We start from the raw sequence: 16,587 nt of genomic DNA on the forward strand, positions 1-16,587 counted from the left end.
ATGCACCCACGAGACCGCACGCCGCCCTGGTGCATCAGCCGCCGAGGTGCATGCCGCCCGAGACGGCGAGCACCTCGCCGGTGACGTAGCCGGCCGCCTCGGAGGCGAGGTAGGACACGGCGGCAGCGCACTCCTCGGGGGTGCCGAGCCGCTTCATCTGCGTCTGGTTCGTGACGACCTCGATGGCGTGGGGAGTCATCTCGCGCAGCAGCGGCGTCTCGATCGGGCCGGGCGCGACGACGTTCGCGGTGATGCCGAAGCGCGCGTTCTCGCGGGCGATCGACATCGAGAAGCCGACGGCCGCCGCCTTGCAGGCGGCGTAGACCGCATTGCCCTTGGACCCGATCCGGCCGGCCTCCGACCCGATCGTGATGACGCGGCCCCAGCGATGCTCCTGCATCGACGGCAGCGCCGCCTGGGTGCACGAGAGGACGCCCTCGAGGTTGATCGCGACGAGCTTGCGCATCGTCTCGTAGGGCAGGTCCGTGAACCAGTCGAAGTGGTCCCAGCCGGCGTTGTTCACGAGCACGTCGATACGCCCCGCGCCCTGGATCGCGGCGACCGTCGCCGCGTGGTCGGAGACGTCGAAGGCGAGCGACCGGCCACCGATCCGCTCCGCCATCTCCGCGGCGACGCCGGCGCGGCGACCGGTGACGATGACCTCGAAGCCGTCGGCCGCGAGGCGCTCGGAGATGCCGGCGCCGATGCCGACGGCGCCGCCGGTGACGAGCGCGACGCGCTGCTCCCCCACGGTCAGGCCTGCCCGGTGAACGTCGGCGGGCGACGCTCGATGACGGCGGCGAGCCCCTCGAGCGCGTCGGCCGTCCCGGACAGCTCGGAGACCGTGCGGGCCTCCTCCGGCAGGCGCGCCTCGACCGTCGACCCGAGCCCGTCCCAGAGCAGGCGCTTCGTCGCGGCGAGCGCGAGCGTCGGGCCCTGCGCGAGCTCCTCGGCGAGCGCGCGCGCCGCCGCGTGGACCTCGTCGTCCTCAACGACGCGCGTGATGAGGCCGATGCGCACGGCCTCCTCGGCGTCGATCGTCGGGTTCGTCAGCGCGATCTCCATCGCCTTGCGCAGCCCGACGAGGGCCGACAGCGTCACCGAGCCGCCGCCGTCCGGCGCCATGCCGACGCGCGTGGCGCCGAGCATGAACTTCGCCGAGCGGCCGGCGACGACGAGGTCCGAGGCGCAGACGAGGCCCATGCCGCCGCCGCCCGCCGCAAAGCCCTGCACGGCGCACACGACCGGCGCCTGCAGCCGCATGAGCGCGCCGGAGCAGACCTGCAGCCAGCTCGTCGCCTCGCGGAGATAGTCCGGCAGCCCGTCGCCCTTGGAGGCGAAGACCTTGACGTTGCCGCCCGCGCAGAAGTGGCGACCCTCCCCGCTGAGGAGCACGGCCCGGGCGCGCCGCTCGCCGTGGACGAGCATGAGCGCCTCGTAGAGCGCGCGGAGCATCGGCACGTCGAGCCCGTTCGAGGACTCGGGGCTGTTCAGCCGGACGTGCGCCACGCCCCCGGTGAGGTCGACGAGGACGGGGCCCTCGGCGATGAGCGCTTCGGTCTGGACTTCGGTCTCGGTCATGGGGTCAGGCTCCACGGGTGGTGAACGACGCGATGCCGGCGCCCGCCTCGGCGCCGGTCAGGTGCTCGACGACGACGCGGCGCTCGAGCGCCAGGCCGTCCGCGAGGGAGAGCTCGAGGCCGTCGCGGATGAGCCGCTTGACCTTCGCCTGCGCGGCGCGGGCCTTGCCCGCGAGCAGCGTGGCGAGCGCGTCCGCGGCCTCCGCGAGCTCGCCGGCGGGGACCGCGGCGGCGGCGAGCCCCCAGGCGACGGCGTCGGCGCCGGAGAGGCGCCCGCCGGTGAGGATGTGCGCGCTCGCGCGCTGGCGGCCGACGAGGCGCGGCAGGCGCTGGGAGCCGCCCCCGCCCGGGACCTGGCCGAAGTTCGCATGGTTGTCGGCGAGTCTGCAGTCCTCGGCGACGATCGCGATGTCGCAGGCCTGCATGAGCTCGAAGCCACCGGCCATCGCGTAGCCGTGCACCGCGCAGACGACGGGGACCTCGAGCGTCCCGATCCGGGCGCAGGCGCGCCCGAACGTCTCGAAGAGCTCGGCCATCGCGGCCGGGCCCTCCTCGCGCAGCGCCTCGAGCGCCTTGAAGTCGCCCCCGACGCAGAAGTGCGCCCCCGCCCCGCGGATGACGATGACGTCGACCTGCGGCTCGAGCGCGACGAGCGCGGCGTCGAGCGCGGCCGCGAGCTCCGTCGTGATCGCGTTCATCGCCTCGGGCCGGTTCAGCGTGAGCCGGCCGATGCGGCCGTCGACCTCGGTCTCCACGGTCATCCTTCGACCCTACCGAGAAATCGGACAACGTGTCCAGTCAGATAGTGCGAAGCCGCCGCGGCCCGGGAAGGGCCGCGGCGACGGCCGGCTCAGCGCCCGTAGAACGCCTTGACGACCCGGCCGAGGAGGTTCGACCGCCACGGCTTGTACGGGTACATGTTCAGGTCCTTCTTCATGACGAAGGGCTGCGAGACGATCGTCTGCGTCTTGCAGTACTTGCGGATGCCGTTCGCGCCGTGGCGCGACCCGACGCCGGAGGTCTTCCAGCCGCCCATCGGGGCGTCCATGACCGCGTAGTTCAGGAGCGCGTCGTTGACGAGCACCGCGCCGGCCTCGATGCGGCGGGCGATCGCCTCGCCCTTGGCGACGTCCTTCGTGAAGACGCTGCCCTGCAGGCCGTACTCGGAGTCGTTGGCCATGCGGATGGCCTCCTCGACGTCGGCGACCGCCATGACGGGGATCGTCGGGCCGAACGTCTCCTCGCGCATGCAGCGCATCTGGTGGGTGACGCCCGTGAGGACGGTCGGCTCGAAGAAGCGGCCCGGGCCGGGGCCACGGTGACCGCCGACCTCGACCTTCGCGCCCTGCGCGACGGCGTCCTGCACGTGCTGCTCGACGAGGTCGATCTGCGGCGGGAAGGTCACCGCGCCGACCTCGACCGTGCCGGGGGCGCCGGGCACGCCCTGGCGCAGCTCCTTCACGTTCTTCACGAGCTTCGCGACGAACTCGTCGTGGACGGGCGCCTCGACGTAGACGCGCTCGACGGAGATGCAGACCTGGCCGCCGTTGAGCAGGCCGTAGTAGGCCGCCGCGTTGGCGGCGCGGTCGAGGTCCGCGTCGGCGCAGACGATCATCGGGTCCTTGCCGCCGAGCTCGAGCGAGACCTGGGTCAGCGTGTCGGCGGCGCGCTTCATGACCGCCTTGCCGGTCTTCGTCGAGCCGGTGAACATGACGTAGTCGGCGGCGTCGACGATCGCGCCGCCGGTCTCCCCGTCACCGGTGGCGACGGAGAAGACGTCCTTCGGCATGCCGGAGACCTCGAGCATCTCCGCCGTGAGCAGCGCCGTCAGCGGAGTGACCTCGGACGGCTTGAGGAGGACGGAGTTGCCGGCCATGAGCGCGGGCACGCAGTCGCAGAAGGCGTTGACGAGCGGGTAGTTCCACGGGCCGATGACGCCGACGAGGCCGACGGGCTCGTAGCGGACGACCGTCTTCTTGCCGACCGTGAAGGGCGTGAAGCTGCCGACTTTCTCGTCGGCGAGGTACCCCTCCGAGTTCTTCGACCAGAACTTCAGCGACTGCGCGGCGATCGAGATCTCGAGCTGCGAGTCCTCGAACGTCTTGCCGGTCTCCGAGGAGATCGTCGTGGACATGCGCTCGCTGTTCTCGATGAGCCAGGCGCGGGCGCGGTCCATGACCCCGGCGCGGGCGGCGAAGCCGGCGCCGTGCCAGCCCACCTGGGCCATGCGGGCGCGGGCGGCGAGCTCCTGGACGGCGCGCTCGTCGAGCACGGGGATGGAGCCGATCGTCGTGCCGCGGGCCGGGTCCTCGACGTCGATGGTCCGGGCGGCAGCGGACGCGGGCGGGACGGAGATGTCGGTCATCGGCCGAGTTTACAGGGTGTCAGGCCGTCGCGTGACGCCTGTGTCACCTTCCCTGGAATCGCGCGGCGCGCTTCTCCCTGAACGCGAGGACGCCCTCGGCGTAGTCGGCGGTGGCGGCGTGCGCCTGCTGGAGCGTCGCCTCGAGCTCGAGCTGGCGCTCCAGCCCGCCGGGATCCGGCCCCGCCAGCACGCGCTTGATCGACGCGAGCGCGACGGTGGGCCCCTGGGCGAGGCGGGTGGCGAGCGCCAGCCCGTGCGCCCGGGCCTGCCCGTCGGGGCAGAGCTCGTTCACGAGTCCCCACTCGAGGGCAACGCCGGCGGGGAGCCGCTCCCCGAGCATCGCGAGCTGCGCCGCCCGCGCCGGCCCGACCCGCTGGGCCAGGTGGTAGGCCGAGCCCGCGTCCGGGGCGACGCCGAGCTTCACGAAGGCGAGCAGGAACGACGCTGACTCGGCGGCGACGATGAGGTCGCACGCGAAGGCGAGCGAGCAGCCGAGCCCGGCCGCGACGCCGTTCACGGCCCCGACGACGGGCTTGGGCATCCGCCGGAGCTCCAGCACGATCGGGTTGTAGATCTCGCGCAGCCGCGTCGTGAGGTCCGGCGTGCCGTCCGCGAGCAGCTCGCGCGGGTTCTTCACGTCCGCGCCCGCGCTGAACGCCCGGCCCGCGCCGGTCAGCAGGACGGCCCGCACGGCCGGGTCCGCGCCGGCCTCGCCCACGGCGGCGAGCAGCGCCCGGCCGAGCTCGGGCGTCCACGCGTTGAGCGCCTCCGGGCGGTTGAGCGTGATCGCGGCGACGCCCTCCGGCGTCCGCTCGACGAGGACCGTCGGTTCGTCGTCCATGGGTCGGACGATATGTCAGGCCACGATGACCGGTCCACCGGCCGCGGCGCACGCACACCGGTGCCCCCGCCGCGTCCCGTCACCGGTTACCCTCGCCCGATGCCCGTCTCCCGCCTCCGCGCCCGCTGACGCGTGCTCCGCGCCGATGGGGTGGAGTTCGTCCTCGAGGGGGGACGACGGATCCTCGGGCCCGCGTCGCTCGACGTGGCGCCCGGCACGCTGACCGCGCTCGTCGGCCCCAGCGGCTCGGGCAAGACGACGTTCCTGCGGCAGCTCGCCGGCATCACCCTGCCGACCTCGGGCACGGTCACGCTCGACGACGACCCGGCCACCCGCCGCGTCGAGGACCTCGGCTACGTCCCCCAGCGCGAGACGGTCCACCAGCGGCTCACGGTCCGGGAGGCGCTCGAGTACGCGGCGATCCTACGGCTCGACGCCGACGAGGACATCACGATGCGGGTCGACCAGGTCCTGCGCGAGCTCGACCTCGAGGCGCAGGCCGACACGTGGGTCGGCGACCTCTCCGGCGGCGAGCGCCGCCGCGCCGCCTGCGGGCAGGAGCTCGTCGGCCGCCCTCGCGTCCTGCTCCTCGACGAGCCCACGAGCGGCCTGGACCCGGTGCTCGAGCGCCGCCTCATGCTCATGTTCCGCCGGCTGGCCGACAACGGCCGCGCGGTCGTCGTCGCGACCCATGCGACGGCGAGCCTCGACCTCTGCGACACGGTCGCCGTCATGCGCGGCGGCGTCCTGACGATCACGGACGACCCCGAGGTCGCGGTCGAGTCGCTGCGCCAGGCGGCCGGCGGCGACCGCGCCCCCGATCCGCTCCCCGAGGGCGAGACCGCGCCGGAGGACCCGCCGCGGCTCGGGATCGGCACCCGCCCCTTCGGCCTCGAGTACCGCGCCCTCGCCGGCCGGTACGCACGCACGCTGCTCCGCGACCGCAAGACGCTGCGGATCCTCCTCGGCCAGTCGCCGATCATCGGGATCCTCATCGTCCTCTGCTTCGACCCGAAGGCCTTCGACGACAACGGCGACCAGGTCGCGAACACGGTCATGTTCATCTTCCTGCTCATGACGGGGGCGATCTGGCTCGGGATCACCGCCTCGTGCCGGGAGATCGTCAAGGAGCGCGGGATCATCGAGCGCGAGTTCGACGTCGGGCTGCGGTCGGACGCCTACGTGCTCGCGAAGGCGACGGTGCTCTTCGCCCTCTCCACCGTCCAGGTGGTCCTGATGATGGTCGTCGTCGTGCTGCTGCAGCCGCTCGGCGAGTCGGGTGGCGCGGTCCTGGCGCTCATCGGCCTCGCGGTCCTCGTCTCCTGGGTGAGCGTCGCCCTCGGGCTGACGGTGTCCGCGGTCGCCCGCAGCGTCGACCAGGCGGCCGGCGTCATCCCGCTCGTCCTCATCCCGCAGCTCCTCTTCGCCGGGGCGGTCATCCCGCTGGCCCGCATGCCCGCCGTCGCCTCCGCCTTCGCCCAGGTGACGTACGCCCGCTGGGCCTACGCGGGGATGGGCTCCGCGATCAACCTCGACGACCGCCTGCTCGCCAAGCCGTCCGCGAACACGGCCCTCGGCTTCAACCGCTCGTTCTTCGCGATGACGCCGATGACCGGCGCGGCGGCGCTCGTCTGCTTCCTCCTCATCCTCCTCGCGCTGACGGCGATGCTCCTGCAGTGGCGCGCGCCGGTCGACGACGCCTGAGCGCCCCGGCGCGCCGGACAGCATCACCGGTGGTGCGACCCCCTCTCACCGGCCGGCCGGCAGCGCCTGGGGAACCGGCCCAGGACGAGGGTGCGCTCGGGCTGCGCGCCCGGCGCCGGCGATCGCGACGGCCGACGCGGGCGGGGCGCATCGTCGTGTGGCTCCCGGCGCGCCCGGTCGCCGAGGCCGTCAGGCCCGCGTGAGGCGCGCCACGAGGTCGCCGTACCCCGCCTTCAGCTGGTCGAGCGACAGGCCGCGGGTGTGGCGCTGCTCGGCGAAGGTCACCGCCGAGAGCGGCGCGAGCAGGATGTCGGTGAGGTAGTCGGCGTCCGCGTCCGGGCGGGCCTGGGCGACGAGCATCCGCACGTGGATGCGGTGGACGGCGTAGGGCGAGGAGCGCAGGTAGGCGCCGTGGCTCGTGAGCTCGCTCTCGCGGAGGATCTCGAGGTGCTCCTCGAGGCGGTCGAGCATCGCAGCCCCGAAGGCGATGAGGCGCTCGGCCGGGGGCGCGCCGGGCCCCAGCGGGGCGGGCCCGCGGATGAGCGACTCCTGCAGGACGGTCTCGGAGGCGTCGAGGACGGCGAGCGCGAGCGAGGCGCGATCCCCGAAGCGGCGGAAGACCGTCCCCTTCCCCACGCCGGCCTCCGCCGCGATGGCGTCCATCGACGTGCAGCCGACCCCGCGCTCGGCGAACAGGCGCGTGGCGGCGTCCAGGATGCGCTGCCGGTTGGCGACGGCATCCGCACGCTCCCGGGGTTGTGCGGCGGGGAGGACGGGCAGTTCCACAAGGTCATGGTATCGCACGGAAAGGTCATACCGGACCACGGTCCGCTTGTGCTACCTTGGATCCACGCACAAAACGGACCACGGTCCGCACAAGCCGCCCATCCACAGGAGACACACCATGAGCACCACCGACACGACGACCGACCGTTTCGCCGGCACCTGGGGCTTCGCCCCGGTCCACTCGTCCGCCGACTTCTCCGTGAAGTACCTCGTCGCGAAGTTCCGCGGCGGCTTCAGCGAGCTCGACGCGACCTTCGAGAACGGCCAGCTCGCCGGCTCCGTCAAGGTCGCCTCGATCCAGGTCAAGGACGAGAACCTCGTCGCCCACCTCCAGGGCCCGGACTTCTTCGACGCCGAGCAGCACCCGGAGATCAGCTTCCGCTCCACGTCCCTCGAGGTCGACGGCGACGACGTGACGATCGAGGGCGACCTCACCCTCAAGGGCGTCACCAAGCCGCTCCACGCGACCGGCAAGGTCAGCGGCCCGACCGAGGACTTCATGGGCAACACCCGCCTCGGCTTCACGTTCGCGACGACGATCGACCGCGACGCCTACGGCGTGTCCTGGAACGCCGACCTCCCCAAGGGCGGCAAGGCCCTCGGCAACGACGTCGAGCTCATCGTCGAGCTCGAGTTCCACAAGGGCTGATCGGCCATGCGGATCCTGGCCATCTCCGGCTCCCTGCGCCGGGACTCGCACAACTCGGCGCTCCTGCGGGCGGCAGCGAAGCAGCTGCCGTCCGGCGTCGAGCTGACGATCCACGACGGACTGCGTGAGATCCCCCCGTACGACGACGACGAGCTCGCGACGCCCTCGCCGGCCGTCGTCCGGCTCCGCGAGGAGATCGCGGCCGCCGACGGCGTCCTCGTCTCGACGCCCGAGTACAACAGCTCGATCCCGGGGCAGCTGAAGAACGCCCTCGACTGGATGTCGCGTCCGCTCGCCGAGAGCCCGCTCCGGAACAAGCCCGCCGCCGTCATCGGCGCCTCGACCGGCATGTTCGGCGCGGTCTGGGCCCAGGCCGAGGCCCGCAAGGTCCTCGGGGCGATCGGCGCCCGCGTCATCGACACCGAGCTCCCGGTCCCCGCCGCCGACGATCAGTTCGCCGACGACGGATCGCTCAGCGACCCCGACCTCGAGCAGGAGCTCGTGGCCGTCCTCGACGAGCTCGTCGCGGCGATCACCGCCCGGAGCGAGGGCGCGCAGGCCGCCTGACCCACGACGGCGGAGCGCGCTCCTCCGCGCGCTCCTGACCGCCGCGCGGTGCGGCCGACCGCACCGCGCCGGGGCGGAGCGGCGGTCGTGCCCCTGGCGCGCCGGCGCTCGTCGGAGCATGATGGGCCGATGCCCTCCGTCCTGCCCGAGCCCCACGAGTACGCCGCGCTCGCGCCCACGCCCGGCTCCCCGGTCCAGGTCGCCTTCAGCGACGTGCGCACGCTCGCCACCGCCGGCTACGCGACGCTCCTGCAGGTCGCCCACCCGACGGTCGGCGCCGGCGTGCACCAGTACTCTGGCTTCACCGCCGACCCGTGGGGTCGCCTGCTGCGGACGCTCGACTACGTCCACGGGACGGTCTCCGGCGGGCCCGAGCTCGCCGGCTCGATCGGCAGGCGCGTGCGGGAGATGCACCGGACGATCCGCGGCGTGCGCGCCGACGGCGAGGCGTACAACGCGATGGAGCCGGACGCGTTCGCCTGGGTCCACGCGACGCTCGCCGGCGCGATCGTCGACGGGCACCGGACGTTCGCGCGGCCGATGTGCGAGGCACAGGCCGAGACCTTCTGGCGCCAGTGGATCGACGTCGGGCGCCTCGTCGGGGTCCGGCCGCGCGACCTGCCGGCGACGTGGCGCGACTTCCGCCCGTACTTCGACCGCGTCGTCCGCGAGGAGCTCACCTGGACGCCCGCGGTCCCGGAGCTGCTCGAGACGCTCGAGCGGCCGCTGCCGCCGGCGATCCCGGGCCTGCACCCGGCCCTGTGGGCCATCCTGCGGCGCCCGTTCGCGCTCCAGGGCCGGCTTGCGACCGTCGGGCTGCTGCCACCGGAGCTGCGGCCACGGCTCGGCGTCCGCCTGAGCCCCGGCGAGGAGCGCGCCTTCCGCGCGATCGCCGCCGCCTCCCGGGCATCGAGCCCGCTCATCCGCGGGCCGCTCGCCGACTTCAGCCGCGTCTACGTCCGCTACCGGGGCGTGGCACTCGCCCGCGGCGACGTCGCGGCGGGCACGCCGGAGCCGAAGCAGGCCGCGACCGCCGCCTGACGCGCCGCACCGCCGGGCGCGGGCCGCATAGGCTCGTGCCTCATGAGCACGCCCTTCGCGAACTTCCAGTACGGCATCTACCTCGAGGGGGCGCTGAACGGCAAGCGGCCGTCGCACCCCATGGGCTGGGATGCGCTCGAGGCCGAGGCGACCGAGCGCCTGGCCCCCGGTCCGCGCGGGTACCTCAACGGCGGCGCCGGCACCGAGGACACGATGCGCGCGAACCTCGAGGCGTTCCGCCGCCAGCGGATCGTGCCGCGCATGCTCCGGGACGTCGAGACGCGCAGCCTCGCCCGGCGCGTGCTCGGGACCGACCTGCCCGCGCCGCTGCTCGTCGCGCCGATCGGCGTGCAGTCGATCGTCCATCCCGACGGGGAGCTCGCGGTCGCGCGCGGCGCGGCCGCGACGGGCATCCCGATGATCGCGTCCACCGCGTCGTCCTACACGCTCGAGGCGATCGCCGAGGCGGGGACCGCCTCGGAGGCCGCGACCCCGCGCTGGTACCAGCTCTACTGGCCCCGCGGCCGTGAGCTCGCCCGGTCGCTCGTCGAGCGGGCCGAGGCGGCGGGCTACGGCGCGATCGTCGTGACGCTCGACACGTGGCTGCTCGGCTGGCGCCCGCGCGACCTCCAGCAGGCCTACCTCCCGTTCCTCGAGTCGGTCGGCATCGCGAACTACCTGTCCGACCCGGTCTTCCGCTCGACGCTCGAGAAGACGCCGGAGGAGGACCCGATGGCCGCGGTCGGCCAGTTCGTCGGGGTCTTCTCGAACCCGACGGTGACGTGGGACGACCTCGCGTTCCTCCGCGAGTGCACGTCGCTGCCGATCGTCCTGAAGGGCATCCTCCACGCGGACGACGCGCGCGAGGCGGCGGCCCGGGGCGTCGACGGCCTCATCGTCTCCAACCACGGCGGCCGCCAGGTCGACGGGGCGATCGGCGCGCTCGACGCGCTGCCCGGCGTCGTCGACGCCGTGGGCGGGGAGGTCGAGGTCCTCTTCGACTCCGGGGTGCGCTGCGGCGCCGACATCTTCAAGGCGCTCGCGCTCGGCGCCCGCGCGGTCTGCGTCGGGCGCCCCGTCATGTGGGGTCTCACCGTCGGCGGCGAGGAGGGCGTCAAGACGGTCCTGCAGTCCCTGCTCGCCGAGCTCGACCTGACGCTCGCCCTCAGCGGCCTCGCGAACGTCGACCAGATCGATCGCAGCGCGCTGACGACCCGGCCCTGACGGCGCCGGCCGGCTCCCGTGGCGGGGCCGGCGCTTACGGCGTCTTCGCCGCCGTGGACCTCGCGCCCCGCGACCGCCATCCGCGGCAGACCGTTGACTCCCCACGCACCATCGCCTATAGTTGCTTACGCAACTACTTTCTCGTCCCGCCACGCCGGAGGTCCGACATGCAGCTCGAAGGCATCCACCACATCACCGCGATCACCGGGGACGCCGCGCGCAACGTCGACTTCTACACCCGCGTCCTCGGGCTCCGGCTCACGGCGAAGACGGTGAACCAGGACGACCCGTCGGTCTACCACCTCTTCTACGGCGACGAGCAGGCGAGCCCGGGCGCCGACCTCACGTTCTTCGAGTACCCACACGCGATCCCGGGCCGCGCCGGCGCGGGCATGGTCCACCGCATCGTGTGGCGCGTCGCGTCGGCGGAGGCGCTCGACTTCTGGGCGGCCCGCCTGGACGCCGAGGGCACCCCGGCGGTCCGCGACGGCGACCACCTGACCTTCGCCGACTTCGAGGGCCTGGGCCACGAGCTCGTCGTCACGACCGCGCCGGACGCGCCGCTCGTCGCCGACCACCCGGAGATCCCGGCCGCGCTCGCGCTGCAGGGCTTCGAGGGCGTGCGCGCCTACAGCGGCCATCAGGCCGGCAGCGACGCCGTCCTCGAGAAGCTCATGGGCGCGACCCGGCGCGGCGAGGACGCGTGGGAGGTCCGCGGCGAGCAGCGCGGCGGCTGGATCGCCTTCGACCCCGCCCCGGACATCGCGACGCACCCACCCCGCCCGAGCGCGGGGACCGTCCACCACATCGCCTGGGGGACGACCGACGCGGACGCGGAGGCGTGGGTGCGGACGCTCGCCGAGGTCGGCCTGCAGAGCAGCGGCATCGTCGACCGCCACTACTTCCACTCGATCTACTTCCGCGAGCTCGGGGGCATCCTGTACGAGCTGGCGACCGCGGAGCCCGGCTTCACGGTCGACGGGCCGGTGGAGGAGCTCGGCCGCCGCATCATCCTGCCGCCGTGGCTCGAGTCCGACCGCGAGGCGATCGAGGCGCGGCTCACCCCGCTCCCGGACCCGCGCGCGGACCGGGCGACACAGGGCTGAGGCACCCGGCCGGTCACGACGACACTGCGGGGGCGGGGTAGGCTCGTCGCTCACCCCACCATCGGAGGTCGTTCGTGGCTTCATCCACCAGTACTCCCGTCCGGCTCGTCGGCGTCGACGAGCTCGGCGAGTCCCAGGTCACGGTCGTCGAGACCGCGCACGGCAAGCTCGCCGTCGGCCTGTCCGACGGCACGCCGTTCGCCGTCTCCAACCGCTGCCGCCACCTCCTCGCCTCCCTCGGCGAGGGCAAGGTCACCGCCGACGGCTGCCTCGAGTGCCCGTGGCACGGCGCGAAGTACGACGTGTCGACCGGCAAGATGGTCCTCGGGCCGCAGGGCGCCTTCAAGCCGATCGCCGGCGCCGTGAAGGGCACCATGGGCGCCCGCGCCCTGAAGACCTACCCCGTCGAGGTGCGCGACGGGGCGATCTGGCTCAGCTGAGGGACGACGGCAGCGAACGCCACCTCGCTGGTGGCCTTCGCTGCCGGACGGGCCGGGATCAGGCGGCGACCGGCTCGCGCGAGGCCTCGCGGCGAGTCGCGTCCGGGTCCGGCGTCTCCGGGCCGTAGGCCCGGGCCTGGCGGACGAGCGCCCAGCCGAGGAGGAACGCGAGCAGGATCGTCGCGAGGCCGACCGCCGCGCTCGCGCCGTGGAAGAGCCACCCCGGCACGTCGCGCTTGCGCTCGCGCTGGAGGAGGCGGCGCTCGGCGAGGAACGGGCGCGTGGTGTGCAGCTCGGCCGGGATCGCGGCGACCGGGATCGCCGTGTCCTGCGGCATCGAGACGGCGGCGGCCTCCATGACGCTGCCCTTGTGGAGGCGGACGACCGTCTTCCACGTGCCGTTGACGGGCATCGGCCTCGTCGAGCGGTAGACGCCGTCGCCGATCCGCTTCATCGTCGCGTAGTGGATCGCGTGCTCCTTGCCCTGCCACGCCATCACGTAGAACCAGTCCGCGCCCTTGACGGCCGACGGGTCGGACACGCGGACGGTGACGGTCGCGAGCGGCCGGTCGCCGCCGCGGACGACGCTGAGGTCCATGCGGGCCGAGAGCGCCGGGTGGGTCGCCGGGATGAGCGAGAGCATCGAGACGGACAGCACCGCGAGCGCGGCGGCGGGGACGCGCCAGCTGCCGGGCCGCACGACCGTCGCGGTCGGGTGCTCCCGCAGCGCGCCGGCGACGAAGGCGCCGATGAGCCCGCCGGCCAGCGCCGTGGGGACCGAGCGGAGCATCGCCTCCGGCAGCAGGTGCAGGGGCCAGGCGATCGGGCTCCAGACGTGCGACCACGCGAGCTCGGCGGCGACGCCGACGGTGGCGATGAGGCCGCTCGCGACGACCGCGAAGCGATAGCCGCCGCCCCGCGCCCACGGCACGAGGAACGTCGCCTCCACGCACAGCGCGGGCACGAGGAAGAGCGGGAAGTGGTGCGTGGACTCGCCGAGGATCGGGCCGACGATGATCGTCAGGAGACCGAGGATGATCATGGACGCGAGCCACGTGCGGAGGGCGGCGCCGCGGCCGAGCGCAAGCCCCGCCCCGACGAACGCGAACGCCGCGCCGGCCGCGATGATCGTCGGCGCGAAGAGGAGGCGGAACTGCGGCACGCCGTAGGCGAACTCCTGCAGGTAGGCGACCGTGACGCCGACGACGCCGATCGCCGCCGCCTGCACGCCGAGCTCGCGCGTGAGGTTCCGCGGCACCGGTGAGAGCTGCGGGTAGAGGTCCTCGCGGACGGCCTCGCGGCCCTCGCGGACGAGCATGACGAGCCCGAAGAAGAGGAACAGGCCCCCGGTGATCATCATGAGATGGGTCGGGCCCCAGAGCGTGACGTCCTGCCCGAAGAGGTTGTGCCAGACGTCGTCGAGCGGGAACCCGGACATCGAGAAGAACGCGGTGGCGAGCATCGCCGGGGCGGCCGGCGGGACGTACCAGCTGCGCGTGATGCGCAGCCACGACGGGCGCCGCACGCCGATCGGCATCGCGACGGCGAGCCACGCGGCCGCGACGAAGAGGTAGATGCCGCCGAGGATGAGGAAGTGCGCGGGCGTCCCGAACGGGCCGGTGTCGCGGCCCTGGCCGATGTGGAGCGACACGTCCCAGACGAAGCCGACGCCGGCGAGGACGAACCCGGCGATGGCGACGACGAGCGGCACGACCGACCAGGCGGGGAGCCCGGTGAAGCGGGTGAGCGGCCGCGCGAGGTCGTTCAGCAGCGTGTGGCCGGCCCGGTGACGGAGGCCGAGCACGAAGAGGACCGCGAGGATCGTCATCGAGGCGGCGGTGCCGACGATGATGTCCGTCGTGGGTGCTCCCCCGGCGGGTGCGCCGTCGACGGCGGGCGCGGCGAGGGTGGTGACGGCGGCGACAAGGCTCATGGGACAGGTCCTTTCGGAGGCGCTCGAGACGGGCTCGGGCGCCGTGATGTGCACGACTGTACACGGGCTCCGGCGAAAGTCAAAGGACCGTACATTCGGTCGCGGACATTGTTACGCGGGGTGGCCGGGCGGACGCCGCGGGCGTCCCCCAAGCGGGGGGTGACCGGGGTCGCGGGCCTTCCCGCCCCCGCGCGCGGGTGGTTGAGTGGATGGCATGTCGACGCTCACCGACTGCGCGCGGTTCTTCGCCGAGGATCCGGCGCCGCTCGTCGCGGCGTCGTTCTGCTGCCCCTGGTGCCTCGCCGAGCTCGGTGACACGACCGTCGAGGTCGGGGCCCACGACTCCCTCGCGCACTGCGAGTGCATCCGCTGCGACCACGACTGGGACCTCGCGCTCCAGGCCGCCCAGGTGATGCGGCTGACCCTCGCACCGCCCCCGACACTGCACGTCCGCTTCGCCCGGGAGGGCGGCGGCGACCTCTGGTCCTCCGCGGCGTAGGATCGCTCCGTGATCTGCCGATGACGGACCGCCCGGTGGCCCAGGCCCCGCACATCGACGCGATCGAGATCGTCGTCGAGCTCCTCTCCCAGGTGGAGTCCGGCGATCAGCCCGGCGCGTTCTACGACCGGCTGTGCGAGGCGATCTGCCGCGTGACGTCGATGGACCGCGCCGTCCTCTTCCGGTACGACGCGCCGATCCGCCGCGTGACCGCCGCCGGGGTGCACGGCCTCGACATCACGCAGTTCGACGACTTCCCCTTCAACCCGGACACGACGCCGATCGCCCGCCAGGCGCTCGTCGAGGACCGCGTCATCGAGGTCCCGCAGGAGGCCTCGAGCCTGCTCCCGGAGCGGTACAAGGGCCTCGTCGACGACACGATGCTCGTCTGCACCCCGATGAGCGCGTCCGGCCGCTGGGTCGGCGTGGTCCTGTCGGACCGCCCGCGGAGCGCCGGCCCGCTCGGCGAGGCCGAGCTGCACCTCCTCTGGACGCTCGGCAAGGTCGCGGCGCTCGCCGCCATCGCGCGCGTCGCCACCGCCCAGGTCGAGCGCTCACGTCAGCTCGAGCAGCGCATCGACCTCGCCCGCGAGATCCACGACGGCGTCGTGCAGCGGCTGTTCGGCGTCTCGCTCGTCCTCTCGTCCGACCAGGCGCTCGACGTGGAGACGCAGCGCCGCTGCGCGGAGGAGGTCCAGGTCGCGCTCGCCGACCTGCGCACCGCCGTCCAGCGCCCGCTCGGCCGCCCCTCGCGGGAGAGCCCCGCCTCCGTGCGCCAGGAGCTCGGCGCCCTGCGTGCCGCCGCCGCGGTCGAGCCGAACGGGCCCGCCTTCGTCGTCACCGACCCGTCCGCCGTGATGGACCGGCTGCCCCCCGCGACCGCCGCCGTCGCCCGCTCGGTCCTCCTCGAGGCCGTCCGCAACGCCCGCAAGCACGCGCGCCCGCAGACGCTCGAGGTGACGCTCACCGAGCACGACGACGCGATCGTCCTCGAGGTCGCGAACGACGGCGTCGCGCCGGAGGACGGCGCCCGCCCCGGCGCCATCGTCGGGATGGGTCTCCGCCTCGCCGCCTTCGAGGCGCTGCAGGTCGGCGGCGTCGTGGAGTTCGGTCGCCGCGAGGGCGGCCGCTGGGTCGTCCGTCTCGTGGTGCCGCGCGATGCCTGAGCAGTCCGCCCCCCTCCTCCCGGACGTCCCCGACCTCACCGACGACCCGCGCGCGCTGCGGGTCCTCATCGTCGACGACCACGACGTCGTCCACTGGGGCTTCCGGGTCATGCTCGGCCAGCAGCCCTGGGTGCAGCGCTGCCTGAGCGCCCGCAACGAGCAGGAGGCCCTCGCCCTGACGACGCGCTACGCGCCGCACGTCGCGCTCGTCGATCTCTTCGTGGGGGCCGAGTCCGGCCCCGAGATCTGCGAGCGGCTGAAGTCCCTGTCCCCCCGCACGCACGTGCTGCTCATCTCGGGCGCGGGCCACATCTCGCCGAACGCCGCGCGCGCGGCCGGCGCGGCGGGCTTCGTCTCCAAGGACTGGCCGGCGGCCGACATCGCCCGCGCGGTGCGCATGGTCGGGCTCGGCATGACGGTCTTCCCGCCCCGCACGGAGCCGGCCGGCACGCGCCTGACCGACCGCGAGCAGCAGGTCCTCGACCTCATGGCCTCGGGCGCGACGAACCGCGAGATCGCGGCGTCGCTGCACCTCTCGCCGCACACGGTGAAGGAGCACACGAGCGCGCTGTACCGCAAGCTCGAGGTGCGCAACCGGGCCGAGGCGGTCAGCCGCGCGCAGCGCATCGGCCTGCTCGGCTGAGCGACCGGCGGGTTTGCCCGCCGCCGCGTCGGGGAGACTCGCG

General features: G+C 73.7%; 17 protein-coding genes. 10 read left to right on the plus strand and 7 right to left on the minus strand.

Going from position 1 to position 16,587, the window contains the following annotated elements:
* Positions 1-34: 34 nt before the first annotated feature.
* The 5 genes from NBH00_RS19440 to NBH00_RS19460 all read right to left on the minus strand — a co-directional run bounded on the left by NBH00_RS19440 (position 35) and on the right by NBH00_RS19460 (position 4,786).
* Positions 35-751 carry an SDR family NAD(P)-dependent oxidoreductase gene (locus NBH00_RS19440; protein ID WP_254570233.1) on the minus strand — a complete coding sequence of 239 codons (717 nt, stop codon included), beginning with the start codon at positions 749-751 and terminating at the stop codon, positions 35-37.
* A gap of 2 nt (positions 752-753) precedes the next feature.
* A complete protein-coding gene (locus NBH00_RS19445) occupies positions 754-1,581 on the minus strand; it encodes an enoyl-CoA hydratase/isomerase family protein (protein WP_254570234.1) in 828 nt (275 codons plus the stop codon).
* Positions 1,582-1,585: 4 nt separating this feature from the next.
* Positions 1,586-2,341: an enoyl-CoA hydratase/isomerase family protein gene (locus NBH00_RS19450; protein ID WP_254570235.1), complete on the minus strand. Its 756-nt coding sequence runs from the start codon at positions 2,339-2,341 to the stop codon at positions 1,586-1,588.
* Between the two features lie 89 nt (positions 2,342-2,430).
* Complete coding sequence (locus NBH00_RS19455) at positions 2,431-3,945, minus strand: aldehyde dehydrogenase family protein (RefSeq protein ID WP_254570236.1); 1,515 nt, start codon at positions 3,943-3,945, stop codon at positions 2,431-2,433.
* A gap of 43 nt (positions 3,946-3,988) precedes the next feature.
* The gene (locus tag NBH00_RS19460) at positions 3,989-4,786 is read right to left on the minus strand and encodes an enoyl-CoA hydratase-related protein (RefSeq protein ID WP_254570237.1); all 798 of its coding nucleotides are present in this window, start codon (positions 4,784-4,786) and stop codon (positions 3,989-3,991) included.
* A gap of 132 nt (positions 4,787-4,918) precedes the next feature.
* On the opposite strand from NBH00_RS19460, the gene NBH00_RS19465 reads away from it, so the two are divergent.
* The gene (locus NBH00_RS19465; RefSeq protein ID WP_254570238.1) at positions 4,919-6,490 is read left to right on the plus strand and encodes an ABC transporter ATP-binding protein/permease; all 1,572 of its coding nucleotides are present in this window, start codon (positions 4,919-4,921) and stop codon (positions 6,488-6,490) included.
* Positions 6,491-6,679: 189 nt separating this feature from the next.
* Here the strand turns inward: NBH00_RS19465 and NBH00_RS19470 are convergent, their stop codons facing one another.
* Positions 6,680-7,276, minus strand: a complete 597-nt coding sequence (locus NBH00_RS19470) for a TetR/AcrR family transcriptional regulator (protein WP_254570239.1) — start codon at positions 7,274-7,276, stop codon at positions 6,680-6,682.
* 118 nt (positions 7,277-7,394) lie between these two features.
* On the opposite strand from NBH00_RS19470, the gene NBH00_RS19475 reads away from it, so the two are divergent.
* The 6 genes from NBH00_RS19475 (at position 7,395) to NBH00_RS19500 (ending at position 12,303) form a co-directional block, all read left to right on the plus strand.
* Positions 7,395-7,925 carry a YceI family protein gene (locus NBH00_RS19475; protein WP_254570240.1) on the plus strand — a complete coding sequence of 177 codons (531 nt, stop codon included), beginning with the start codon at positions 7,395-7,397 and terminating at the stop codon, positions 7,923-7,925.
* Positions 7,926-7,931: 6 nt separating this feature from the next.
* Entirely contained in the window at positions 7,932-8,492 is a 561-nt protein-coding gene (locus NBH00_RS19480) for an NADPH-dependent FMN reductase (RefSeq protein WP_254570241.1), read from the plus strand.
* A 129-nt stretch (positions 8,493-8,621) separates the two neighbouring features.
* On the plus strand, positions 8,622-9,533 hold the full coding sequence (locus tag NBH00_RS19485) for an oxygenase MpaB family protein (protein WP_254570242.1): 912 nt from the start codon (positions 8,622-8,624) through the stop codon (positions 9,531-9,533).
* A gap of 42 nt (positions 9,534-9,575) precedes the next feature.
* Positions 9,576-10,757 carry an alpha-hydroxy-acid oxidizing protein gene (locus NBH00_RS19490; RefSeq protein ID WP_254570243.1) on the plus strand — a complete coding sequence of 394 codons (1,182 nt, stop codon included), beginning with the start codon at positions 9,576-9,578 and terminating at the stop codon, positions 10,755-10,757.
* A gap of 167 nt (positions 10,758-10,924) precedes the next feature.
* Positions 10,925-11,863, plus strand: coding sequence for a VOC family protein (locus NBH00_RS19495; protein WP_254570244.1), 939 nt, complete (start codon positions 10,925-10,927; stop codon positions 11,861-11,863).
* Between the two features lie 74 nt (positions 11,864-11,937).
* Positions 11,938-12,303: a Rieske (2Fe-2S) protein gene (locus tag NBH00_RS19500; protein ID WP_254570245.1), complete on the plus strand. Its 366-nt coding sequence runs from the start codon at positions 11,938-11,940 to the stop codon at positions 12,301-12,303.
* Between the two features lie 58 nt (positions 12,304-12,361).
* Here NBH00_RS19500 and NBH00_RS19505 read toward each other — a convergent pair whose 3' ends face one another.
* The gene (locus NBH00_RS19505; protein ID WP_254570246.1) at positions 12,362-14,236 is read right to left on the minus strand and encodes a hypothetical protein; all 1,875 of its coding nucleotides are present in this window, start codon (positions 14,234-14,236) and stop codon (positions 12,362-12,364) included.
* Positions 14,237-14,450: 214 nt separating this feature from the next.
* Between NBH00_RS19505 and NBH00_RS19510 the strand changes: the two genes are divergently transcribed.
* From NBH00_RS19510 to NBH00_RS19520, 3 genes are read left to right on the plus strand one after another with little or no spacing between them, the layout of a single operon-like run.
* On the plus strand, positions 14,451-14,735 hold the full coding sequence (locus NBH00_RS19510; protein WP_254570247.1) for a hypothetical protein: 285 nt from the start codon (positions 14,451-14,453) through the stop codon (positions 14,733-14,735).
* Between the two features lie 20 nt (positions 14,736-14,755).
* Positions 14,756-15,901 (plus strand): GAF domain-containing sensor histidine kinase, encoded by a 1,146-nt coding sequence (locus NBH00_RS19515; protein WP_254570248.1) that lies wholly within the window; start codon positions 14,756-14,758, stop codon positions 15,899-15,901.
* A complete protein-coding gene (locus tag NBH00_RS19520) occupies positions 15,894-16,544 on the plus strand; it encodes a response regulator transcription factor (protein WP_254570249.1) in 651 nt (216 codons plus the stop codon). The genes NBH00_RS19515 and NBH00_RS19520 overlap by 8 nt, the downstream gene beginning before the upstream one ends.
* The last annotated feature ends 43 nt before the right edge of the window (positions 16,545-16,587 follow it).

This window comes from Paraconexibacter antarcticus, assembly GCF_024220175.1.
Lineage (GTDB): Bacteria > Actinomycetota > Thermoleophilia > Solirubrobacterales > Solirubrobacteraceae > Paraconexibacter > Paraconexibacter antarcticus.